This is a genomic window from Psychrobacter sp. P11G5, assembly GCF_001593305.1.
Classification (GTDB): Bacteria; Pseudomonadota; Gammaproteobacteria; order Pseudomonadales; family Moraxellaceae; genus Psychrobacter.
In genome coordinates, this window is record NZ_CP012533.1 from 1,732,382 (window position 1) to 1,758,210 (window position 25,829).

The 25,829-nt window shown below is 40.4% G+C and carries 10 protein-coding genes, 1 tRNA gene and 3 pseudogenes; 5 read left to right on the forward strand and 9 right to left on the reverse strand.

All coding sequences use genetic code 11. The features are described from left to right. Positions 1-476 precede the first annotated feature (476 nt). The 4 genes and pseudogenes from AK825_RS07155 to AK825_RS07165 all read left to right on the forward strand — a co-directional run. Positions 477-948, forward strand: a pseudogene (locus AK825_RS07155) (DDE-type integrase/transposase/recombinase); the annotation flags it as partial. A 549-nt stretch (positions 949-1,497) separates the two neighbouring features. Then, complete coding sequence (locus AK825_RS07160; protein ID WP_068035807.1) at positions 1,498-8,637, forward strand: SpvB/TcaC N-terminal domain-containing protein; 7,140 nt, start codon at positions 1,498-1,500, stop codon at positions 8,635-8,637. Positions 8,638-9,106: 469 nt separating this feature from the next. After that, positions 9,107-9,295: pseudogene (locus AK825_RS15030) on the forward strand (ribosomal protein L7/L12); the annotation flags it as partial. A gap of 2,109 nt (positions 9,296-11,404) precedes the next feature. Beyond that, a complete protein-coding gene (locus AK825_RS07165) occupies positions 11,405-18,340 on the forward strand; it encodes a neuraminidase-like domain-containing protein (RefSeq protein ID WP_346243090.1) in 6,936 nt (2,311 codons plus the stop codon). A gap of 356 nt (positions 18,341-18,696) precedes the next feature. On the opposite strand, the pseudogene AK825_RS07170 reads toward AK825_RS07165, so the two are convergent. The 5 genes and pseudogenes from AK825_RS07170 to cadR all read right to left on the reverse strand — a co-directional run. Then, positions 18,697-18,970 (reverse strand): annotated as a pseudogene (locus AK825_RS07170) (transposase); the annotation flags it as partial. Between the two features lie 123 nt (positions 18,971-19,093). Next, on the reverse strand, positions 19,094-19,792 hold the full coding sequence (locus tag AK825_RS07175) for a VIT family protein (RefSeq protein ID WP_068035813.1): 699 nt from the start codon (positions 19,790-19,792) through the stop codon (positions 19,094-19,096). Between the two features lie 80 nt (positions 19,793-19,872). Next, a complete protein-coding gene (locus AK825_RS14885; RefSeq protein ID WP_227514030.1) occupies positions 19,873-20,205 on the reverse strand; it encodes a hypothetical protein in 333 nt (110 codons plus the stop codon). A 51-nt stretch (positions 20,206-20,256) separates the two neighbouring features. Further along, on the reverse strand, positions 20,257-20,520 hold the full coding sequence (locus AK825_RS14890) for a hypothetical protein (protein ID WP_227514031.1): 264 nt from the start codon (positions 20,518-20,520) through the stop codon (positions 20,257-20,259). Positions 20,521-20,823: 303 nt separating this feature from the next. Then, positions 20,824-21,231 carry a Cd(II)/Pb(II)-responsive transcriptional regulator gene (gene cadR / locus AK825_RS07185; RefSeq protein WP_203226531.1) on the reverse strand — a complete coding sequence of 136 codons (408 nt, stop codon included), beginning with the start codon at positions 21,229-21,231 and terminating at the stop codon, positions 20,824-20,826. A 159-nt stretch (positions 21,232-21,390) separates the two neighbouring features. On the opposite strand from cadR, the gene AK825_RS07190 reads away from it, so the two are divergent. After that, positions 21,391-23,538 carry a heavy metal translocating P-type ATPase gene (locus tag AK825_RS07190; protein ID WP_068039150.1) on the forward strand — a complete coding sequence of 716 codons (2,148 nt, stop codon included), beginning with the start codon at positions 21,391-21,393 and terminating at the stop codon, positions 23,536-23,538. Positions 23,539-23,632: 94 nt separating this feature from the next. Here AK825_RS07190 and AK825_RS14575 read toward each other — a convergent pair whose 3' ends face one another. The 4 genes from AK825_RS14575 to AK825_RS07210 all read right to left on the reverse strand — a co-directional run bounded on the left by AK825_RS14575 (position 23,633) and on the right by AK825_RS07210 (position 25,730). Continuing rightward, positions 23,633-24,115 carry a RidA family protein gene (locus tag AK825_RS14575; RefSeq protein ID WP_082787197.1) on the reverse strand — a complete coding sequence of 161 codons (483 nt, stop codon included), beginning with the start codon at positions 24,113-24,115 and terminating at the stop codon, positions 23,633-23,635. A 41-nt stretch (positions 24,116-24,156) separates the two neighbouring features. Continuing rightward, a tRNA-Arg gene (locus AK825_RS07200) sits at positions 24,157-24,232 on the reverse strand. A 73-nt stretch (positions 24,233-24,305) separates the two neighbouring features. Then, positions 24,306-25,013, reverse strand: a complete 708-nt coding sequence (locus tag AK825_RS07205; RefSeq protein ID WP_227514032.1) for a hypothetical protein — start codon at positions 25,011-25,013, stop codon at positions 24,306-24,308. 201 nt (positions 25,014-25,214) lie between these two features. Continuing rightward, positions 25,215-25,730, reverse strand: a complete 516-nt coding sequence (locus AK825_RS07210) for a hypothetical protein (RefSeq protein WP_068035821.1) — start codon at positions 25,728-25,730, stop codon at positions 25,215-25,217. Between the last annotated feature and the right edge of the window lie 99 nt (positions 25,731-25,829).

Genomic DNA, 25,829 nt, shown 5'->3' on the forward strand with positions numbered 1-25,829 from the left:
TTGAATTCTCGTCTCACTGCGAGTACAGCTCTTGCCTTGCGTCGCTGCAAAGCAGTGCTTTGCTAATCGCTCCTCATGTAGTACAGCTCAAACCCCGATTTTCACAAAGACACCTGACAAATCTTATTATTAGCAATTTGTGGTGTAAGACTTATATAAATAGGCTTAGATAAATTATCAATATAGTGTGTTCATATTTTGGTTAGTGATTATTATATCTATAAATACTATTTATAGACCCGTAATATTATATAGTCAGAGAACTACTAAACGGCTACGGCGTTACCCTCCCTAGATGTACTATTTGTACAATCTGCAGTCGGCTGCCTTGTACCCGTTTTAGACTTCTTTGACTATAGGTAGTCACATCTAATAATTTTTAAATATATGTATATAAGTTGATTCTGCAAAAGCTCATTATTTCAAAACTACCTTGCCAGCTATACCATCCATTCGATAGTTTTTAATATCCCTGCGATAACTACACTAAAGAGCTGGTTGGCTATGCCATCAATAAGTATATGACAGCAGACTTAGTCTGTCGTGCACTCAATATGGCAATTAAGCATAGACAACTCAGTCAAGAGCTGATTTGGCATTCTGACAGAAGCGGTCAGTACTATAGCCATGAGTATCATCAAACAGTATAAGTTTACAGGCTCAATGAGTGGTAAAGGCAATTGTTTCGACAACGCTCCGATAGAAAGATTCTGGGGCATATTGAAGAATGAGTGGGTGTATCACCAAGACTATGAAACAAGATCTGGAGCCATCAACGATATCATTAAGTATATTGAGCTTGAGTACAATGAGGGGCGATTAGCAAAGCACTGCTTTGCAGCGACGCAAGGCAAGAGCTGTACTCGCAGTGGGACTAGAATTCAAAAAGATTTGGGTTATAGATCGCCAAGACAAGTGTGGTTTGATTATTATCGTCAGGTTGCGTGACTAAAATCCCCAAGTTTAAAGTGCGGCCTGTCAGAATTCAAAATATGACCTTAAGTCGTCAATAAATAAAGGCTTTATTGGTTTGATTAATGAAAATACCGTAAGTAGCAAAATTCATGAATTGTATTTCACCTTTTGCAACCTTTGCAAAAACTCTGTAAATGTAACTATTTCCTAAAATAATACAATGAGCGATAAATTAGATAACAACATCTGGTTCTGAGTCTTTAAGGTGGTTGATGACTATAACCACGAGGTGTTAGGTATTAATATTAGTATTAGTATGAATATACTGTTGTTAAGAGTGATTTGTTACCTTAATCAATTAGCCGATTGGCATTGCTATCCACAACAAATTCGCTTAGATAACGTCAGTGCTTTTACGTTACATATCTTTAGTAACTGGACAGCTAAAATAGCTAAAATAGCTAAAATAGCTAAAGGACATAAGGAATAAGTAGTTATGCTAAATTCTTACATAAGTAACAGTACATAGGGTATATTGGACATATAAGATAGATTAATCTCTGATTTAGTGGGGAGTTAATAATGTCTGATATAAGTTCAAACATATCGTTGCCAAAAGGTGGAGGTGCTATAGCTGGCTTGGGGGAGACCTTCTCACCAGATCTTTTTACCGGAACGGGTAACTTCTCAGTACCCATCGACATTCCTCCAGGCCGGAATGGCTTTCAACCTCAACTAAGCCTTGTTTACAGCACTGGTAATGGTATCAGTCCCTTTGGCTTAGGGTGGCAGCTCACTATTCCGGGTGTTAGCAGAAAAACGAGCAAAGGTATTCCTCGTTATTTGGGTGAAGATACTTTCATTCTCTCAGGTGCTGAAGACCTTGTTCCCATTCAAAAAGATAAGGGCGTTACTCAATATAGACCTCGTACTGAAGGGCTATTTGCCAAAATATTTAGACATTTAGATGCAAACAATGATTATTGGCAAGTGCGTAGCAAAGAAGGGTTAACCAGTTATTATGGAAATGAAAAATCAAGAAAATCTGATGCTGCGACTATTGCAGACCCACAAAATAACAATAATATTTTTGTATGGAAATTAACTAATACTGTAGACACATTTGGTAATCAAATACGCTATAAGTATTTTGATGACTCTGATGAAGATTATACTCAAAGCTACTTGCATGAGATTCTTTACCTAAATTATGGGGAAGACTCTAATAATAAAAATCCGAAATTTCTCATAACCATTCGTTTCAGTTATGAAGATTTGCCAGAACAAAAAAGTATTTATCCCTCATCAGATCATCGGGCAGGCTTTGAGGTTCGCACCGCTAAACGCTGCTCTTCGATAGAAGTTTACAGCAATCCCGATGCACTACCTCAAGATAAGCTCACAACAAGCCAACTCACCCGAAGTTACCATTTCAAGTACATAGATCAATTAAGTTTAGAACAACAACAAGCCCAAAAAATAAAACCTCCGCAAAACGGCCTTTCTTATTTGTATCAAATCGAAGTCATAGGACATGACAACGATCAAACAGAAATATTGCCTGCCCCTCAATTTAGTTACAGCACTTTTGAGCCAGAACAGCGCAAGTTTACAGCGTTAGATAACCAAAACCTGCCTACACAGTCTCTGACTGATGCTGATTTAGAGCTGGTCGATTTATTTGGTAATGGATTACCCGACTTATTAGAGACAAAAGGCGTAATCCGCTACTGGCGTAACCTCGGTAATGGTAAGTTTGATATACCACGCATAATGAAAGAAGCGCCTATAGGCTTTAATCTTTCTACTGCTGGCGTACAATTATTAGATGCTAATGGTGATGGTAGACCTGATTTGATGGTCAGTAACCACCAAATGAATGGCTATTTCTCCAGTGAAGCCGGTGCATTATGGGATCGTCATTCGTTCCAACCCTATCGCACAGCCCCTTCCTTTAGCTTACAAGACCCACAAGTTAAACTGATTGACCTGAATGGCGATGGCATTACCGACGCAATTCGAAGTGGGAGCCGTTTTGAATTGTTTTATAACGACCCAGACAATGGCTGGTCTGAAACCCAACAAATCCCGCGAAAAGATTTGAAATATTTTCCTAATGTCAATTTCGCCGACCAACGCGTTAAATGGGCAGATATGTCTGGCGATGGACTAACCGACATTGTGCTGGTCCATGATGGCAATATCGAATACTGGCCATATCAAGGTTATGGACAATGGGGCAAGCGTGTGCATATGCATAATAGTCCTAGATTCCCCTACGGCTATGATCCACAACGACTCTATCTTGGCGATATTGATGGCAGTGGTAATGCGGATTTGATTTATGTCGATCATGGCAAAGTGACACTTTGGCTTAATCAGGCAGGAAAAGGTTGGAGTGATGCATTAATAGTTAATGGCACGCCACCTGTTACTCATCCTGCAGCAATTAGAGTGGTTGATTTGTACGGGAGCGGTGTGAGTGGCTTATTGTGGACGGATAACAAAAGCGGAACAGGTCACCATTATTATTTTCTTGATTTCACGGGTGGCGTAAAGCCTTATTTACTCAATGCGATGGATAGCCGGCTCGGTGCTTTAACTCGTGTCTACTATGAGTCCTCTATTCGTTTCTATCTTGAGGATGAAAAGCGGGTCGATACCCGTTGGCAGAGCACCTTACCATTCCCTGTTCAGGTGGTGAGCCGGGTAGAAACAATTGATTTTATCTCCCAAAGCAAACTGACCACTGAATACAGCTATCACCACGGCTATTGGGATGGCAAAGAGAGAGAGTTCCGTGGTTTTGGCCGCGTTGACCAACGGGATACGGAAAGTTTTGACAATTACCACCAATATACTACCGACAGCCAACTATCCTTTCTTGATATTGATTATACCTACTTTTCAGCGCCCACAGAAACGCGTAACTGGTTTCATCAAGGCCCTGTGCGTAAAAAAGAGGGACACTGGAGTAGCTCTGATTTTAGACACGAATATTGGGCAGGGGATCCTGGGCAACTAGACGGACTATACGATCAAGAAAGCTTTCTAAAAACGTTACAACCACAAGACAGACGTGATGCTATACGTACCCTGAGAGGGACTTTACTGCGCTCAGAGACTTATGCGCTGGATGGCAGCGTAAGAGAAACCATTCCCTACACCGTTTCAGAATCTGCCTTTGAGCTTAAAGAAATAGCGGTTCCTACCCAAGTTAAGTCCAATAGACAACGCATATATTTTCCTTTCTCTGTAGCCAGTCGAATCACACAGTGGGAGCGCGGTGATGAGCCGATGACCCAATTTAGCTTCACTAGCCATTACAATGACTATGGTCAACCGCAAAGAAGCTGGCAAGTTGCCTGTCCAAAAGGCTGGATAGATAAGTTCAGTCAGACAGAAAATTACCTTGCTACCTTTGTTCAAAGCTCTTTTGCACAACGTGATGACGAGCAAATTTATATCGTAGACCGACTCGCTGAATCTAAGCGTTATGAGTTATTAATACCAACGTCGCAGACCCTTCTCCAAATTAAACAGGCCGTTGAGAACGAACAGATTAATAAACAGCTAATCGGTCATTCTCTTAATTTTTATGATGGTAATAAATATACCGGCTTGGCATTGGGGGAAATTGGTGAACATGGCGTACTTTCACGTAGTGAATCCTTGGTATTAACGCAAGAGATTCTTAATCATATTTATGATAATCAAATACCCGATGTTTTTGCCAAAAATGGACAGCCTAATTGGTCTAGTGAATATCCGCAACAATTTGTCGATAGCCTGCCTGTGGATAGCTCTCATGATGCGACACGTCCAGACCTAGCTATTACACCGCTTGCATATGGCTTTGCCGATGGATTAACGCCACCCTATACCCATGGTTACTACGCAGCTGGGCAGCGTCAGGAAATAAACGCCCGTGGCATGGTGACCACTAGTGTCAATCCTTTCGGGAGTAAATCGCATATTGAATATGATCAATATGACTTTTTTCCTATCAAGGCAACTAACCCTAGAGGACTTACTATTCAGGCAGAGTATGATTACCGTACTTTGCAAATTGCCTTAATGATTGATGCCAATGGTAATCAAAGCCAAGCAAGCTATTCACCGTTGGGAATGTTACAAAGCATACAAGTTAACGCTAAAGCAGGGGAAAATATCGGCGACCGAGTAGAACAACCTAGCATACGGTATCGATATGATTTTAATGCTTTTGTTGATAGTCAAAAACAGGGGCAAAACCCACAACCAGTGTATGTGCACACCCTGCAGCGGACTGAAGATGCATGGCAGTTAATTGATGAAGAGAACGACAAAAGAGCGGCAGCAAATCTAGCAGAAATGACAGAATCAGAAATCACTGATTTTTTCGATAACGAAGAAGATAAATACCCCGAACGCTTTATACAAATGCGTGAGTATAGTGATGGTTTTGGTAGACAGATACAAACACGTGTACAAGCGGCCGAAACTCGTTTTGGCGATAATAATTTCGGTCATAGCGGATTACCTGCCAATCAATCCGATGAACAAATAACAAAGCAGATAGTAACGGGCACAGTAAATAGAGCCAAATCACAACCTAATGTCATTGTTAGTGGCTGGCAAACCTTTAATAATAAAGGCAGTGTAGTAGAGCAATACGAACCTTTTTATCATGTAGGTTGGGATTATTTAGATAGAAACGAGCATCAAGCTCAAAATGACAAACACGGCAAAGCCGCCAAAATGTTCTATGACCCTAGAGGTCAAGTGATTCGCACCCTTAATCCAGATGGCTCAGAACAGAGAGTGATTTACGGTATTCCTAAACGATTAGACAGTCCGGAAGACTTCATTCCCAGCCCTTGGCAAGCTTATACTTATGATGCCAATGATAATGCAGGGCGAACCCATTTTAACGAAAGTCAGAACTATCAAAACCACTGGGATACGCCAGCACATATTGAACTAGATGCCTTAGGCAGAACCATCAAAGTAGTAGAACGATTAAAAAGTAGTAATGACCCAGTTGATTGGATAGTTACAAAATCGCGTTACGATATTCTGGGCAATCTACTGGAAGTGACCGATGCATTGGGTCGTATTGCATTCAAATACAGCTATTCACTTATACCAGAATCGTCGCCGCTGCGTATCGACAGTATCGATGCTGGAATACGTCAAATAATCACCGACGCCGTAGGGCAAGAAGTTGAACGTAGAGATAGCAAAGGCGCACTGGTCTTACAAAGTTACGATTTGCTGCTGCGTCCGAAATACTTCTGGGCGCGTAATACCGAGCAAGGAGATATTACCCTGCGCCAGCGTAATCACTATGGGGATGATAACGTAGCTGATTTTGATGTCGCTAAGATAAGTAACACTTTAGGGCAATTAACCAAACACTATGATGAAGCCGGTAGCGTGAGTACGTCAGGTTTTGACTTTAAAGGTAATCCGCTAGATAGCACCCGACAAGTCATTGCTGAACAGCATCTTCTAAGCCCTTATGATAGCGCTGCCAATAATAACTGGGACATAAAGCCCTTCCAGGTAAATTGGCAAGCACCAGCTGGCACTAGTGAACAAGACTACGCAACCAGTCTATTAAACCCCTTTCAATACACCAGTAGCTCACGTTTTGATGCGCTCAACCGTGCAACAGAGATTGTCTATCCAGAAGATGTGACAGGCAAACGCGCCAAACTAATCCCATATTACAATCGCTCAGGCGCCCTAGAAAGTGTGGCGCTAGATAATGAGACTTATGTAGAACGCATTGCCTACAATGCCAAAGGGCAGAGAGTTTTGATTGCCTATGGTAATGGCACTCTAACCCGCTATAGCTATGATAATAATACTTTTCGCTTAAATCGTTTGCGCACAGAGCACTTCGATGTAAATATTCATGCATCAAATTCCTCGGCCTATAAACCAACAGGTAAAGTGCTACAAGACTTTGCTTACCAATATGACCTCAATGGCAATATTCTAAAAATAGCAGATCGCTCACCTGAATGTGGCGTGCATAATCCAGCACTAAACATCGACGAGCTCGATAGACTCTTTCAATATGATCCATTATCAAGACTAACCTCTGCAACGGGTAGAGAAAGTGACAGGTCATTATCTACCCCAGATGGCCCTGAATTACCCCACCATAATGACGTTACAAAGACGCGTGCTTATACCCAAAGCTATCAGTATGACAAAATGGGCAATATGCAATTATTGAAGCATACCCATGTCACTAATAGAGGTAATGTAGTTAGCAACAGAGACTCTACTGTTGAAGCGAATAATAACCGACTTGAGCAAGTCAGTTTTAGCGGAACGGAATTTTCTTATGCTTATGATGTCAATGGCAATATGATAAGCGAAGGATTAGCTCGTCATTTTGAATGGAATCATAGTGATCAGCTGACAGTGTTTAGAACCCAAACAGGCTATAGTGAGCCCAGCATCCATGCCCAGTATCTATATGATGCTTCAGGGCTGCGTGTGATGAAACTGGTACGCAAACAAGGTGGTGGCTGGGAAAGCCGAGTTTATATCGGTGAGCTGTTTGAGCATTTTCGCTGGGATAATTCAGGCGCTAGCCCAAAAGCGAATAATGTCTTGCATATCATGGATAATCAACAGCGGATTGCATTAGTGAGAAAAGGAGACGCTCATCAAAACGATGCTGGGCCAGCCGTACAATTTCATCTAAGCGATCATTTGGGAAGCAGTAATCTGGTACTGGATGATGCTGGGGAAATGATAAATCGGGAAGAGCATTATCCCTACGGTGAAACCAGCTTTGGTAGTTTTGCTCGCAAGCGCTATCGGTTTACTGGTAAAGAGCGGGATGAGGAGAGTGGTTTAAATTATCATGCTGCACGGTATTATTCTACTTCTACAGTTAAATGGATTTCCTGTGATCCTATTGGGATTGTCGGTGGAGTTAACCTTTATCTATATGCCGAATGTCAACCTATTGATAAAATTGATACCTCTGGCTATCAGAGTACTGAGCCTGAGGGTAATAACCAAGAAAAACCTGCTGATTGGATTGTATACTCTAATATTGTAATTAGCTACATAGGAATTTATGGGGCAACGGCTATCGGATGGGAGCAAGCAGCGGCCAATGTGAAACATTTTTTAGGAAATACAGGAAATGAAATACAAATTAATGTTGATCAACTAATTAAAGATGTTCCAAGTGCTAGAGAAAGCTTTATCGAGCAATGGTCTGAATTAAGAGAAAAAGCAATTGAGCTATTTTCTGAAAAGAAAGGTGATCTCGATAAACTACTACCAGATAATCGTGAGTTTAAGGTTGATTTAGAAACAAAAAAAAGTACATTTTTTGCAAGTAAGTCTGAAAATAGTGACTGGTTTTATGCGATGGGTAATCATCAAACTTGGGTGACAGCAACATTTACTTTTAAATATAGTTCTGACACTAAAGGATATTTGTTGTTTGAAGAGGCTACTTATAATATTTCTGACAGATATGATTGGCATGAAGATAAGGGAGTTAATTATTTTGGCATCAGATGGTCAGATAAGGAAATGTTAATTATAGAGAATGCTGATAAAGCTAAGCCATTTTATATAGCAGGTTCAAGTGGTATCTATTCAAATAAAAGTGATCCAAACAAAAAAGATCAGTCTTCTATGATTAAGGAAGCACCAATAAAATATAAGGTTTTCGATTGGAGTAAAATAGATATGCCATAAAAAATAATGAAATAGGTTAGATTCAATCGATATCAAAACTGTGTAAAACAGACAATTATAATGAAAGGATAATGATAAAAAATAATAAAGAGGTTTATCAATTAAATAAAAGTGGTAATAATAGCTCTTGTAAGAGGGGGTGTTGTTAATTATAAATATTATTAATAGTTTATACAAGAATTAAACGTAATAGAAATTAATCAAGGTCATTAAACATAACCAAAGGATTGGGACTATGGCTAATTTATATGATGTATCTATTAAACGCGTACCATTATCAGCGCAAAAATTTGTCACTGATGTTTTAAAGGTAATTCTAGGACCAGACGCTGCTAATAAAATCAATACACTACTAGATATTGGTGGTTTTGTATTAGGTGGCTTAAATGAACAGGCAGCCGATGTGTTTGCTACTAAGTTACGAGAAGCAGGAGCAACGGTTTCTATAGAGCTTAGCAATACAATTCTAGACTTATTCAGGGTTCGTTTGATTTCTTTTGGTGAGCAAAAACTACAAGTCATAAAACAAGTCAGAGATATTACTGGACTGGGCTTAAAAGAAGCCAAAGTACTGGTTGAGAACAATGGCGTCGTCAAAGATAATTTAGATAAACCCTCTGCGGTGAAAGTCCACCAAAGGTTGTCTAGTGTCGGCGCTACCGTGGTTATTGAAGCTATGTCAGGCACTGATAGTGATGAAGATCCTGAAAAACCCGAACCTGTTGAAGACGATAGCTACTTAGTAAAAGGTAAAGTTAGTCTTGCCAATGGAGAGCCGGCTAGCAGCTTGCTGGTTCGAGCTTATGATAAGGACTTACGCAGTGAGCAACACCTAGGCGAGGCATCGACATTAGAGACGGGTGAATATGCTATCTCATATAAACAAGAGCAGTTTTCTCGCAGTGAAAAAAATAATGCCGATCTATTATTGCGAGTGTTCAACGAAGTCGGTGTAGAGCTAGCTCTAAAAACAAAAACTAAAGATGAACCAGATATATTCTTTAATAGTCCTAAAAAGATGGATATTGACCTACAGATAGAAGAATCGGCAGCCGTTGAAGCCTCAGAATATGATCGTCTCGAAGTATTCCTAAATCCTGCGTTGGATGGTGCAGTACTAGCAGAACTGTCTCTTCAAGATATCAATTTCCTGTTACATGAAACCGAAATAAATGAATTCTCCGATGAATTCCCTGCTAGTGCTAACAGCATTCACTTTATAGCCCAAAGCGAAAAAAATTCCCACGAAACAAATATACCAGTAGCAGCCTTCTATGGTTGGGCGCGTATGGGGTTTGGGCTGGTGCGTGATCATTCTACTGAACAGCCAACTTTAAATTTAGATACCTTACTGGAACAATCTGATAAATATCTAAAAGATGCATTAGAACAAGCAATAGCAAAAACTATTATCCCAGCATGGTTAACAGAGCAAATTGATTCAATATTGAGTCAACTGCAACGTTTACGTGACGAAAAAACACAACAAGAAAAAGACCATTGGATACCACATGAAATAAAAGGAGTGTTAATAGATGCGGCAAGCGCTGAACCACTGGTAGGTTTTTTAATAAATGCTAAATCTTCTGATGAAGACAGCTCGCTGAATTTGCAAGGAAGCATCACTAATGGGCAGGGTGAATTCATCCTCACTTATGCATTGCCTCCAGAGTCAACACTTTCAACGCTGTCATTAGTTTTGAATATTAAAACTCCCAATGGTGATGAGCTTGATAAACAAGAGGTAAGCTTGCCAGTAGAGCAAAAAGAAGCTATTACAATAAAGATAACTGTCCCTGTTCCAATAGAGCCCGGCGAAGCGTTACAGCTAACGGCATTACCCATAACGTTTTCCAATGACTTAACTACTTTTTTGAAAAAGAATAGCCTGACCAATATCGCTGAGCTGCGTAAGCTTGGGAATCTTGAAACTGTAAAAGGATTGCCAGAAACACTGCGTGCAAGCAATGAAATCAAACAATTACAAGCACAGGTTGATTTGTCTTTACTATCTACTGACTTAAAGCCTACAGAACAGATTAAACAAAATCAGTTGTTAATAGACAAAGGTTTTACTAGTTTTTCTGCGATTGCTGATATGCCTGTAGAACAGTTTGTATCAGTCATAGGTAATGATGGTATTGTTTCACCAGCGATACAGCATGCACAAGCGCGCTATCTAGATTTTCAATTGGCAAATGCCTATCTTGATATTAAAACAGGTGGTACGAATAACTCAGAAGAGCTTCAACAAGACTCAGCATTAAGCTGCCAATGTGAAGACTGTGTATCGGCACTAAGTCCAGGTGCATATCTAACAGATTTGATAGGCTATGTAACTTCGAACGTCACTCAAGCAAGCGGCACTGCCATTACGCTTGACTTTTTGGTGGATAACTTTCATCAACCTTTATCCAAACTGCCAATTAATTGTGCAGCAACAAAAACCCAATTAAGACAAGTTAGAATTGCCTGTGAAGTACTCCTTGCTGCTATAGATACCTCTCAATTAAATTTTGTGATTACTGACGAGCGCGTCGCTAAATATCGTCAGGCAGCCTACCAGTCATTGCTTAGAAATATAGGTACTTCCCAGTTTGACCTTGATAGAGCATCATCAGATGCCGATATCGAAGCCATTGCCAATCGTCTAGGTATTGACCCTAAGTATGTAAAAGAATTACAGCTGCAATCGGGTGCTCACCAAATTTTAGCTAATGCGTTATCAGAGTATAATTTAGAGCGGATTTTTGGTTTGCCAGCTTATATGGAAACGTACATTGATATAGATATTCCACGGGTACGCTTACTTGATCCATTAAGGTTTTTAAAAGCAGAGCAAAAACGCCCTGAGCTTTATGACTGGCGATTAGAGCATCTAAAAAAACAATGGAAAGAAATAGATTTTCCTGAAAGTCCGTTGTCACAAAACACACCGATTATTGATCCTGATGTGATCGGGCCTGATGATTTTCGTCATCCTGACGAGCTGAATACTGCTTTTGAGCTTTGGAAAACGAGGCGTGAATGGGTTGATGAACAGATTGCCCGTATTCATAGCAAGGTTATTTCCGATTCCAATAAACCCAATGGTCTAGCGGCTGCTATTGCAGAAATTACTGTGCCCACGACGCTCGATAATCTGATTGCTCAACAAGCCCTATTGGCAAACGATGCAAAGATTATCGAGGATGCAACATTTACTCAATGGCTCAGCGAAAGACAGTTAAGCGTTGAGGCGTTAAATGAGCTGGCAAGATTCGCAACCGATGTAAAAGCAGGTAAAGAATACAATGAGGAGGAATGGCAAACCTATTCAACCAGTGCTACCAATATAATTGTCAATAGTGTAAAAAGAGTTGCTTATAACAGCTGGGTATTAGAAGAGGCTAATATTGGCTTGAATATGACGACATTTTGGCCGTCTTTGACGGAACCGCAAGAAGGAGCATGGTCGCTATTTTTGGAAAGTGAAAAACCACTGCTTGATCCTGAAAACATTGAACCAAAACAGCTGCCAGACGGTAAGTTTGCGCTCACGGCACGCACATTATGGAATGAGCGCCGAATACAGTTGGATAACAAGCAAAAAGAATATGCTGATATTTTGAAATCAAAAACGGCAGGTGGGTTAGACGTGATTATGATAGATGCCTTTGGTACAGTACCTGATATTGAAGATATCAATACCAAGCTCAACAGTTTAGATCAGGCTGAGCAGTCAGAGGCAAAAGCGCAAATACTAGCATTAAATTTGCATCAAGAAAGCTTCATCACACTGATAGCTGCTAGTTTGATTTTAAACGATGACCATCAAACATTATCTGATACGGTGCAAAATAATCTATCTGTCGCTCTAGTTTCTGCATATAAATTCAATTTCTTATATGAAAGTTGGCTGCTAGAAGAAGCCAGTTTGCCATATTGGCAGTCGCTTAAAGCGCGTCTACCAAAATGGCGGGCAAGTCAGTCACAAAGACAACAATGGCAACAAACATTAAAGCAGGCAAGTACGCCGCCATTAATTGACCCTGATGTGATCTCTGGTGATGTGTTACTCGAGCCTGTCATTGGGAACTTTTCTTATGATACTTGGCGCTCACGTATAAAGCTAATTGATGTAGAGCTAAATACTATCCGTGACAGCATAGAGCAAGGCGGCAATGTTACCGATGATGTGATTAAGCCAGATGCTATAGAAGATTTATTTAGTGAAGAAAAATATCTAGGTGTTTCTCATCAAGACCTGATAGTACTTAGCCAGCTGGAAGAAGTGGGGATAGCCATTACGAGCCGGCTACAGCAAATATCGCTGGCAAGAGAGGCCTATTTGTTTTTGCTGGATATTGCTAAACGTATAGAAAAAGGATTTAAAGTATTAGCTGGTACACGTGAAAATATGTATGCCATTCTTTTGCAAATCTGGAAAATAAAACAGTTTGCCACATGGAGAAAAGAAGAGAAGAGCAGGCTTTCACTTAGCCCTGAGTTTTTTAAATATCCTACACAGCGTCCTACATTCACAACGCAACAAGAGGCACAAAAATGGCGTATTGATACACGTAGACAACGCGAGTGGTATAGAACGCTAAAAGCAAGAATTGATCAACAAGAGGTGCTTGCATCTAGTCTTAAGTCTATGGTTTCTGAGGTAGAAGAGCAAACGCTTCCTGAATTAAGAGATGCCTTAATTGAGATTGTTGATGACACCAATGATGCATTTAATATTAAAGCAGAAAAGCTCACCAAGCGCTTTCTTATAGATCTGCAACAAAGTGGCTGCCAGATGACCACACGCGTCGGCATGGCGCTGGAAGTCTTACAAACCTTAGTATTCTCAATTAGGTCAGGCAAGATTGATATTGCCGATGTTGAGCTGAAACTAAGCTCAAAGCAGTTTGAACAAGAATGGAGATGGATGGGTTCTTATGCCACTTGGAAAGCGGCGATGGGCGTATTTCTGTATCCTGAGCAGATTTTGTATCCTTCTTTACGAAAAGAGCAAACATCTGAATTTAGACGGTTAACGAGTAATACCTCGAATCAGCTTTCTCCTAAAGATGCTTGTAAAATAAGTGAAGCTTATTATGAGTATCTTAAAGACATTAGTGCTTTAGAAGTTAAGGCAACCTGTTGGGGAAGTACTTCGATTAAAAGCAAACAAGAATGTTTTACAGAAAATATTTCGAAACAAAAAGATAAAGACCTACTTTATCTTTTTGGAATTAATAATGAGACCAAACGATGTTACTGGTCGGCATTCGACTTGAAGGCGCAAGCGGGTGCTGCTTTAGCTGCTGCACTTTTATTGGATGTAAAAAAACAAACATTTCAGTCTTCTTGGCAGCCCTTACCTATTGGTGATGCCAATGTGACTGATATAGTAGGTTCAACTACCTTTAAGAATAAAATGTATGTGGTTTTAAGAATTATTGTTAAAGAAAAAGATAAACTAGGTTCTCTACTGTATGACCTCGAAACAAACACATGGAGTGAGTTGGTTGAGTTGGAAATTCCTAGTAGCCCCAGAGGCGCTTCGTTTACCATGGTGCAACAGGACCTTACGCATAATGAGCCCCAACCGCCTACTATATGCTGCTTGGCTTTAACTGACTCAAAAAAGTTTTTTTCTTATAAGTTTTCTGGAAGCGCTGGCTATATTTACTATAAGGAAAATATCGATAACCAATATTCATCTATATTATATTCAAATACCTTAACTAAAGAAAATACTTGGGTAAATAATAAATGGACAATTATTACTTATCTCGATCATCCTGTTTATCGGACAAATTACATTGTTGGAGAAAAGTCAAAGATTACTTCTGCTGTCCAATATAAAAATGGTTTATTGGTTTCGGTAAATATTGAAAATATTTATCAATCAAGTATAGGTTCTAACTCTAGTTTTCAAGGATATATATATGGCGTAAAAGGGTCAAGTTTAACTATAGGTTTGAACTTGTTTTCTAATCAAAGTAGTGGTTTAGATAATTACCTAACAATAAAGTCTTCAATTAAATCTAAGAGCTCATACCTTAATGATGTTACAGGACATTCTGAAAAATCTATTAATGAATTAAAAAATGAAATAGTTTCACTTGAGAAAAAGAAAGACAATATTCTTTCAGAAGATGATTATACTAAATGGTTATCAGGAAGAAATGGGCCCGGTTTGTATCCCATTAGTGCGTTACGCGTTGATTCTAGCAAAAAAAATGTAATTAGGCTTCATGTGTTTAGTACGTATAGTCTATCTTATGATGTTAAAGACCTACCAGATTCAGATGAAAAGTTAAATAATTTTGCTTCAAGTTTCAATGTGTTTCTTCCAGAGAAAAAACTTTTGACAAGCTCTCAAAACAATAAAAAAATCTCACTAGCTACACATAATGGTAAACCACTACTCAATTATAGTTATGACATCGTGTACAATATTGAAGTAGATACAAATTACTTTAGGCCAGTATATTCCATTATAAGTAGTAGGACTAATACTGGGCTACTAAATGTAGTTTTCAAACTTAATATAGCTCCTAGCCTACAATCAAACCCCATTCAAATCAGTACCAAAACAAATATTGAGAGCCAGGAATATAGACGAAATTGGATACACGAAAATAGCGTCTCGAACGACTATGCAAATAGAAGGTATTTGGATGAAGCGTATTATTATTTACCTGTTTGGATCGCTGAACAACTCTCTCGCTCTGGTCACTATAAAGAAGCATTAGAGTGGTACAGGCTGGTATTTGACTATACGTCTACTATTAATCGTAGAATCTCATGGGTTCTTCAGCAGGAAGACCAGCTTGATTATAATTATGATAGGAAAAATGAATGGCCAGTGCAATTAAATCCTCATGCATTTGCCCAAAACAGAAAAAATACATATACCCACTTTACAGTACAATCAATTATCCGTTGCTTGCTTGATTATGCAGACGCTGAGTTTACCTATGATACAAGCGAAAGCGTAGCGCGAGCTAGAAACCTCTATAATACTGCATTAGAATTAATCGAGTCAGAACTGCCTGTTCAACCTGAAAATAAGTGCTTAGCACTAATTGAGTCGCTCAAATATACGGTCGAAGATATAACTTTACAGCCTTATTACGATTATCTTAAATCAAGGCTGGGCCAGCTTGATTCAACAGAGGTATTAAAAAACACACTGGTAGAAGTGCGTAATAAGCTGAACAACAACTTCTCTGAAGAGAAAAGATTATCTAATGCTTTAGATGTCATACAAATGGCGTTGGGCGAGCGAAAAGCATCCTTAACTGCCACAGAGATTATAACTAAATCTTTGCTAACCAAGCAAAATTTTAGCCGAACACTGTTTGCCGATTTAAATATATCTACTAACTTCTCTAAAACTGGTCGCTTATTGTCAAAATTAACCAGTTCAAACCCAAATATAACGGATAACAATAGTGGTGGAGATGAAACGGTTGAGATAGCTGATTTTAGCGAAATAGTAATAGGGTATTCCCCGCGCTTATCCTATGAGTTCTGCATCCCCAATAACCCAACAGTTAAATTTCTCTTGCTAAGAGCCAAGCTTAATTTATTTAAAATCCGTAATTGTATGAATATTGCGGGAATGCATCGGGAGCTTGAACCATACTCAGCGCCAATAGACGTAGAAAGTGCATTGCCAAGTGTGGGAGCTGGAGGGCAGATAAATCTGGCAGGCGTGACGAGAATTAGACCCACACAATACCGTTATCCAGTATTGGTTGATCGGGCGAAGCAATTGACTCACTTGGCACAGCAAACGGAAGCTTCATTCTTTAGTACTCTGCAATCGTTAGACCAAGAAAAATACACCTTATTTAAGGCGCGGCAGGACGTCGAGTTATCAAAAGAAGGCGTAAAATTACAAAAATTACGTGTGCGTGAGTCGGAGAATGGTCTTGGCTTAGCTGAGTTGCAGCTAGAGCGAACTTCTATTTTAGCTGAGACCTATGCTGAATGGTCGAGCGAAGATATGCTTGAACAAGAAAAATCATTGATACAAGCATACAGAGATATAAGCCTAGTTCAAAACAATTTGGCTGCAGCTGGATTTTTATCTGACTATGCTAACTCTATAGTTGTAGCAGCAACAGCTGATGGAGCATTAGCTAAGTTGGCAGCCACGGCTTCTTTATTAGTTAATTATGCTGCTGGTGTAGCAAAGTTAACGATACAACAAGAGCTAAATAAGAACCAAAAACGTATAAGCATACTCTCGCAGGAAGTCAGCATTGCACTACGTAACCGCGAATACGAACTACAGTATCAATTGGCAGAACAAGATTTAGAGATAGGTAATCAACAGATTAAACTAGCCAATGACCGTGTTCAGATTACCGAACAAGAACAATCTATAGCCGAAATTCAGTCAGAACAAGCCAGCGATACCGTCATTTTCTTACAAGAGAAATTTACTAATGTAGAGCTCTATAACTGGATGAGTGGTGTATTGGAGGGTATCTTCCGTTATTACCTGCAACAGGCGGCTGCTATGTCAAAACTGGCTGAAATACAGCTGGCGTTTGAGAGACAAGAGCCTTTATTCGGTGTCATTAAAGATGACTATTATGAATTGCCTAATTTCGATGGTAATAATTCGGCAAGTAGTGATTCTATTACGGTTGATAGACGAGGGCTGACAGGTTCGGCCAGATTATTAAGAGATATTACCAAGCTTGATCAATATGCTTTTACTACAGATCAGCGCAAACAACAACTCAGTGTTAGCTTTTCATTATCACAACTTGACCCTTTTGCCTTCCAGCAGTTTAAACAAACGGGTATCTTAAATTTTGATACATCAGGTAAAGTGTTTGACCGACGTTTTCCCGGGCAGTATCTACGTCTGATCAAACAAGTCAGAATCTCGGTAATCGCGCTAGTTCCTCCTGTGCGAGGTATCAGTGCTACCTTGACTTCTAGCGGTATATCTCGCGTAGTAATAGCCGGTGATGTATTCCAAACTGTTGTTATTCGCCGAGATCCGGAGTCAATTGCCTTCTCCAATCCTATTGGCGCATCAGGTGTATTTGAATTGAGTCCTAATCCTGAAATGTTGTTGCCCTTTGAAGGCAATGGGGTGGATACTAGATGGGAATTTCGTTTACCAAAAGCTTCCAATCCAATGGATTTCAATACCATTGCTGATGTGTTATTAACTATTGAATATACGGCTTTGCATGATAGAACTTATCAGCAACAAGTACAGAAAGAGCTGGACACGTATACTAGCTTCGATAGAGCTTTCAGCTTCCGCCAAGAATTCTCTGATGCATGGTATGACCTACATAACCCAGAGCAAACTGACACTCCTATGAGCGTGAGTTTTGAGACGACATTGGCTGACTTTCCCTCCAACATTAATGAGCTAATCATTAGCAATGTATTAATGTATTTTATCGCTGACGGTGACTTGCCTAGTGTCTTCGCAGCTAAGCTGTTCTTTGCTCAACATCAAGATAGCAATACATCAGGAGGCGAAGCATTACCGATTGATGGGGTAATCCGCTCAAATACGAACGGAACAAACTGGGCTTCAATAGGCGGGAGCGTACCAAAAGGGAAGTGGCAGTTGGAGCTGCCTAATATCCCCGTTATTAAACAACTATTTGAAGATGAAAAAATTAGTGATATTTTGCTGGTTTTAACTTGTGAGGGTGAGCTACCTGACTACCCCGTGTAAGTGGCTTCGGAAATTTTAATGCTATACAGGTATTTATAAAGTTACCTTCTATGAGCTATTAAAATTTATGATGAAGCTTGAAAAGAACATAATTAAGTCTGGTGGTTCAAATGTATTCAATGTACTCAACGTATAAGAGTTTCTCTTACTGGCTCTGATGTATTAACGTGAATACCGAACACTGTCCTATGTTGTCAATCCCGTACACATTAACTTGGGAGGTTTTAGTTACGCAGCCTGACGATAATAATCAAACCATATCTGTCTGGCGTCTTATAGCCTAAATCCTTCTGAATCCTAGTCTCACTGCGAGCATAGCTCTCATCTTGCGTAGGGGCGAAGCAGTGCTTCGCTTTACCCCTTTTCATTTAATATCTCTCGTTCATCTTCGGCCACTTTAAGTTGTCGCTTAAGCTGTTTTATCTCTTCAAGCGCAGTTGCTAATTGTGGGTCATATTGCTCAGTACCTTTGAGCTTGCCTTCATTCACTTTGTTTTGCCAATTAGATAACGTTTGCATCGCTATTCCTAGCTGCCGAGCAGTTGCACTCAAGTTACCATTGTTGTCTGCAATTTTTTTAACCGCTTCTGCTTTGAATTCCGTGCTGTAAGTTCTAATTTTCTTAGTCATGGTAAACTCCTCATCGAGTCGTTAGTTTACCAAGTTTACTTATACGGTTTCTTCAGCATAGCTCAAAGCTTAAAAAACCCCCATTATTACCATAAACGAACTTTATAGTAAAGAAGACCGGAGCTAAACGCTTACGCCAAACAACCCGCCAATAAATGAGGTTGCTAGCATTGCCAATACACCCCATATTACCACCCGAGCAGTAGCAGGAATAATAGGAGCGCCGCCCAAGCGTGCTGATACTACACCAAGCAAAATTAAGCCCACAATGGTCAACGAGGCCAACGACCATACTAATGTCTCTGCTGGCAATAGTAGAATACCAATAACGGGTACTATGGCGCCTACTATGAATGAGATGGCAGAGGCAACGGAGGCTTGAAGCGGCTTTGCTGCACTTATGTCAGTCAAACCTATCTCATCACGCGCATGTGCCTCAAGGGCATCGTGCTCAGTTAAAGCCACGGCAACTTGATGGGCTAAGTTTTGCTCAAGTCCACGCTGCTCATAAATTTTTGTTAGCTCAAGAAGCTCTCGCTCAGAATTATGCGTCAATTCATGTTGCTCTTTTTCCAAGTCAGCTTTTTCAATGTCTGCCTGCGATGATACTGAAATGTACTCACCCGCTGCCATTGACAAGGCACCCGCAGTCAACGACGCAAGTCCTGTCAGTAGTAAAGTTTGGCTATTTGCGTTTGCAGCAGCAATACCAACCAGTAAGCTGGCGGTAGAAATTAATCCATCATTTGCACCTAACACTGCTGCTCTGAGCCATTGGCTACGGTTGCTTAAATGCACTTCATCATGAATAGAAAGAGACATAAATAACCTCAAAAATAACTAAGCAAGAATAATGAACCAAAAATACTATAGTATAGTTTACCTTGTAAATTGCTCAGAGATTAGCTAACTTGCCTTAAGGCATATAATCGATAGGCAATCAGTAAAAACACCACTGTCTGACTACCCGCATAAAACAATAATAGCGCTAGCAGTCGGCTATCAGAGCCCACCATAAACACATGAATACAAATGCCCATATAAGCTAAAAAGGTTAAAAAATGCAACCATCGCCATGCTGATTGACCCATGTATTTTTTAAGGTAGAAGCTAAACGCGCTGATGAATAAAAACCAAAATCCCAATTGTTCTAATGCGACACCGATACGGTCAGTCTGAAACCCAAGGGGTAATAATACCTGCCAAATATTAAGATTTATATAATTATCAGTCAATAGAATAACCGCATGAAAAGTAGAAAAGCCTACTGCGAGCAAGCTTAAATATTAATGTAATGCAAATACTTTTGTAGCATTAAAATACCGACATAGGCGCGTACTGAGCAACAAACCAAAAACAACTGCCAACCAAAATAAAGCATAGGCAATCACACCACTTGCGTGTGATGAGTACCAAAAATGCTTATCTGTGGTCATAAGGATTTGCGATAGGCTTTCTCCCCACAACGAAAGAGCATAGACACTACCGACTATGCCAGCACTTAAAATAAATACTGTCCATAGCGCCTGCACAATGGGTGATTCTGACAAGGATATCTCAAACCCTTACTTGCTTCGTTTTAGACGGTTGTAAAAAGGGTACACTTGCGTCGTTGGTTATATCATTATGATTGTTTTGGCCCATCATTACACCTCGCTTAATAGTCAGTTTATTTACTGACAATAACACGCTCTTAAGCTAAGCTTAGAGGGCAATAAAAATTTGAGTAATAAAAGACAATATTCGATGGAGGGTATAAAGAGTCAGAGTTTGCGTCGCCAAAATTTGTCAATTTGAATTGAATGAGATCATTTTATTACTATTAAACTTTGAGTAAAATAGATGATAGTCTATCAACCATGATGGCAAGAATTATCGGCAAGCGCATGTAATATCCCGCATGATTCAGCTGGGGCTTCGCTTGCACATTTTTGCCGCAAAACAAGCAGATGCTGTTTTAATTGCGCCAATTCTTCCATACGTATTTTGACTGCCTTAATATGCTCATCTAATAGCACATTGACCTCACCGCAGTTCTCATCAGGTTTATCCCTATACTGAAGCAGGGTTCGTACTTCATCCAAAGTCATATCGAGCGTACGACAGTGTAGGATAAATTGCAGACGTTCAATATGCCCCTCATTATATAAACGATAGTTGCCTTGGCTGCGTAAAGGCTCTGGTAATAACTTTTCTTTCTCATAATAGCGAATAGTTTCGACCGTCGCACCTGTACGTGTGGCAAGCTCGCCAATTTTGATAAGCACTTTTATCTCCTCAAATAATGGTCTCTATCATCTAAAACAATAAAGTAACTATAAGGTTAGATGACAAAAGAATCAAACTGATTTTTTGTCAAAACCCTTGACCCTGAAGCCACTACAGGGTTCATAATACCTTTAATAAGAGGATAAATGATTATGCAATATCATATTGAAGGTATGGACTGTGCCAGTTGTGTTGGCAAAATTGAGCGGGCGCTAATACGTATGCCCGGTGTCTCTGACGTTCAGCTGAACTTTGCAACCCAAAAACTAGAGCTAATCCTAGCGCCTGATACGAATACTGAGATCAAAGATATCGAAAAAACCATTAAGCGCCTAGGGTTTGGGGTGTCAGCTTTAACTGATCAAGAAAATGAGGTAGGCATTGAGGGTAGTCAAGCAGCGGTAGACGATCTGCGCTGGTGGCAAACCATAAAGGGCAGGCAGGTCATTGGTACTGGGCTTTTAATGAGCGCAGCATATGTGTTGTCTTTGATCTTCCCTGAATATGGTGCATGGGCTTTTATTGCCGCTGTGGCTATCGGTGTCCTACCATTTGCTCGCAAAGCTTTTGCACTGGCGTCAGCAGGTTCGCCTTTTTCAATTGAAATGCTCATGTCTATCGCTGCTATTGGCGCCCTTATCATTGGTGAAGCTGAAGAAGCGGCTGCCGTGGTCTTTTTATTCTCAGTTGGTGAGCTGTTAGAGAGCGTCGCCGCTGATCGTGCTCGCGCAGGCATCAAAGCTTTATCATCGCTAGTACCAAAGACTGCCATCTTATTGGATGCGCAAGGACAACAACGTCAGGTGGCAGCGACTTCACTACAGGTTAACGATAAAGTTCTCGTGCGTCCTGGTGATAGAGTCTCTGCTGATGGTGTGATTATTCAAGGTATATCTAGCCTTGATGAGTCACTTGTGACTGGAGAATCTGTTCCTGTTGCCAAGACAATAGACGATGACGTCTTTGCTGGATCCATCAACGTTGATGGCGTACTACAAGTACGCGTGGAAAAAACGGCTGCGGATAATACGATTGCACGTATTATTGAGCTGGTGGAGCAGGCGCAAGCGTCCAAAGCACCGACCGCCCGTTTTATTGAAGCCTTTAGCCACTACTATACGCCTATAGTGATGGTACTTGCTGCTCTGGTTATTATCATTCCACCGCTGCTGATGGGAGGAGAGTGGGCGACATGGCTGTATCGTGGTTTGGCGCTATTACTGATTGCCTGTCCTTGTGCCCTAGTACTATCAACACCCGCCGCTATTGCCTCAGGTTTGGCTGTTGGCGCGCGTCATGGACTGCTTATCAAAGGTGGTAATGTTATGGAGTTGGTGGGTCAAGTGAGTACCGTCGCTTTTGATAAAACGGGCACCTTGACCGAAGGCAAACCACGGGTAACCGATGTTATTGGCTTTACAATAGCGCATACAGATGCTGAGGGTGAAGACAAGTTATTGGCCCTATTTGCGAGTGTAGATTCCGCTTCTAGTCATCCTCTTGCTCAAGCTATTGTGGATCATGCCAAAGCAGCTAAGGTGAATATACCTGATGCCTCTAATGCTTCTGCTACTGCGGGTAAAGCAGTTTATGCAACTGTCGCTGGACGTACTTTATCCATTGGCTCATCAGTCTACGTCGCTGAGAAAGTTGTGTTGTCACCTGAGCAACAGGTTCAAATTGAGACGCTACAAAATGATGGTAAGACGGTTTCTATTTTGTTCGATGAGCAAACGGGTGAGGCACTAGGATTGGTGGCTCTACGTGATGAGCTGCGAGAGGATGCACAGCAAGCCATTGCACAGCTTAACAATATGAACGTGCGCTCTGTCATGCTCACAGGTGATAATAGCCGTACGGCAAAAGCGCTTGCCAGTCAGTTAGATATAGAATGGAAGGCTGAGCTGTTACCTGAGGACAAGCTGCGTCTACTCAGCGAGATGCAAGAGAACAGTAAAATAGCGATGATTGGTGATGGTATCAATGACGCACCCGCTTTGGCAACGGCAGATGTTGGCGTTGCGATGGGCAGTGGCACGGATGTGGCTATCGAAACGGCTGATATTGCACTATTAAAAAGCCGCGTGATGGACGTTGCTAACCTTATTGCTTTATCTCGCGCCACAATGAGAAATATTCATCAAAACGTCATATTTGCATTGGGCTTAAAAGGTATATTTCTGATAACGACTGTGCTCGGCATTACAGGACTTTGGATTGCCGTATTGGCTGATACCGGCGCTACTGTGCTAGTAACGCTAAATGCCTTGCGTTTACTGCGTTTTAAAGGAGTTAGCTGATTGGTAACTTGCCCTAAAAATAAGTAAATAACTCTAAATGTATATCGAGTATAGACAAGGTTAAGCTTATCTTTGCTCGATATACCTTAAAAATTTACTTTCTAGCTGAACACTCTAGTTCTACACTTGCCCCAAGTATGAGTGGTTCATCGGTGCCAAGTAAAGTGCCTTCAGGATAAGGTTCACTTAACCCCGCTGCGTAAGCTTCATTAAATTCACCGAACTTACTTAAGTCCGCTAGCATTGCCGTACAATTCACAAGGTCTGTCTTTTGATAGCCATATTTGACCAACAGCGCATTCACATTATCTAAAGCTTGTTTGGTCTCAGCCTTTATACCGCCTTCAACAAGCTTGCCATCTTTTAAACCAATCTGCCCTGATAGATATAGCGTGTCGCCTAAGCGTACTGCAGAAGAAAAAGGGTATCGACTACTACGTCCATAGAAGATAGGAGTAAGCGTTGATTCTTCTTTAGTGTCAGCAGCTACTAGTATCGCTTTTTTTGTAAAGGTTCTGGTGACGGTGTCATTGATATTTGCATTTGCTTGAGTTGCGGTAAATGCAAACAGAAGTATAAGGCTTACGAGGTAATATGGGTTGTTGTATTATATTGATATGGTGCGCCCACCAAGACTCGAACTCGGATCGATCGCTTAGGAGGCAACTGCTCTATCCTGTTGAGCTATAGGCGCATTATGGAGTGCCATTGTAAAAAAAAGCATGTATAAAAGCAATCAGCAAAAGATAAATAAACACGGTTTGTAGCTACTTTCCGTTACTGAGGGCATCGGCAACCTGTATAGAGCTTTCATTTGATGCTGATTTGGAGCGTGATGTTGGGTTAAATAAGTCATGTAGATTATTTCTATAACCTTCAATATTCTCATAATCATGCTGTTTCAAAATATCTTGTCCCACACTAGATAGCAAGAAATTGCGGAAACTCGTCGCAGCAGGGTTTTCCGTTAAGATAACCCCGTCGACTGCTTTAGAGTCTCTCAGCGCATAACTAAATGATGCTAAATTACGCGCTTCCTTATTATCGTTTGGAGATGGCGCCTTAGCGTTTTCATCGTCATTATCTATAGCTTGATTAGTAGCTGTATGGTCAGCATTAATTGAGTTTTTATTACGCTCAGCTTGAGACTCTTTAAGCAAGGCTTGTAGAGGTGCTAAGCGCTCTTTAGAGATTTTATCATTAGCCATAATGATGTCAGTATTAAAAATAAGTTCTGAGCTTTTATTGACACCATTATCATCAGAAGTACTTGTATTTGGTAAAGTCAGCAGTTTATTAGCATTTACATAAAGCGTAAATATTTGCACCGTAGGATAGCGTGATTCAAAACGAGCAATGACATCATCCAAAGGTGATTGCAGTTTATCTTCTGCTTGTACGTACAAGATAGCAGTATTGACTGTTTCTGGATCATCCTCATTAACAGTAGATGTTTCCCCATTTGTACTTGCCATTATCGGGAGAGGGTCCATATTTTTCCGATTACTACTCCATAGCCAAGCAAAAATACCAATTATAATAACGAGTAGTAATAAAATTAGCCCAGCTAATAGTAGCTTGTAGTCTTTCATAGGTTACAGCTCATCTTTTGTTTTGAGATATTGTTTGAATTGTTTTAGTGTTTTTTCTTTTTTAATGTTGTCTCGATTTTTTACTTAATGCCGATGATGCAATACCTCATTGGTTAAATCCGCTAGCATATCGTCAAAAATACCATCTTCGGCAACAGGTGGCGTTATAGGCTTTGTCTTTTCTGCGTTATTTACAGTGCTGGTGGCCTCATTGTCATTGCCCAAAGACTGAACCGCTGAGATTGGCTCTTCTGTGGTTGATTGATGAGCAGCCAGCGGTGATTTACCATCATGAAGCAAAGAACTTAACCATTCAAAGCCATGAATTTCCCACCAACCCTCAAATCGAGGCAATGTACTTCCACGTACAGCCTCAGGTAGATTTAGGGTGCGTAGTTTTTGTGCCAATATAGGATCAGTAATGGCTTGATGACGACTGAGATAAAGCGATTTGACGTCGCCATTGTAAGGCTGCCGACGTTGCCAAGCGGCATGGTCAATTTTCATACGTGGTAATTGCCACAGTTCACCGCGAAAATAAACGACATAAAGGCGTTTTTCGGGATGAACAAAGATAGCATCAATGGGACGCATTGGCATAATACGTAATTATCTCGTTTTTGAGGTTAAAAGTTTTTAGATGTTGGATGAAGATGTTATCTCAATCATCATTAGTTATAGTAGAATCGCAATTTTCTA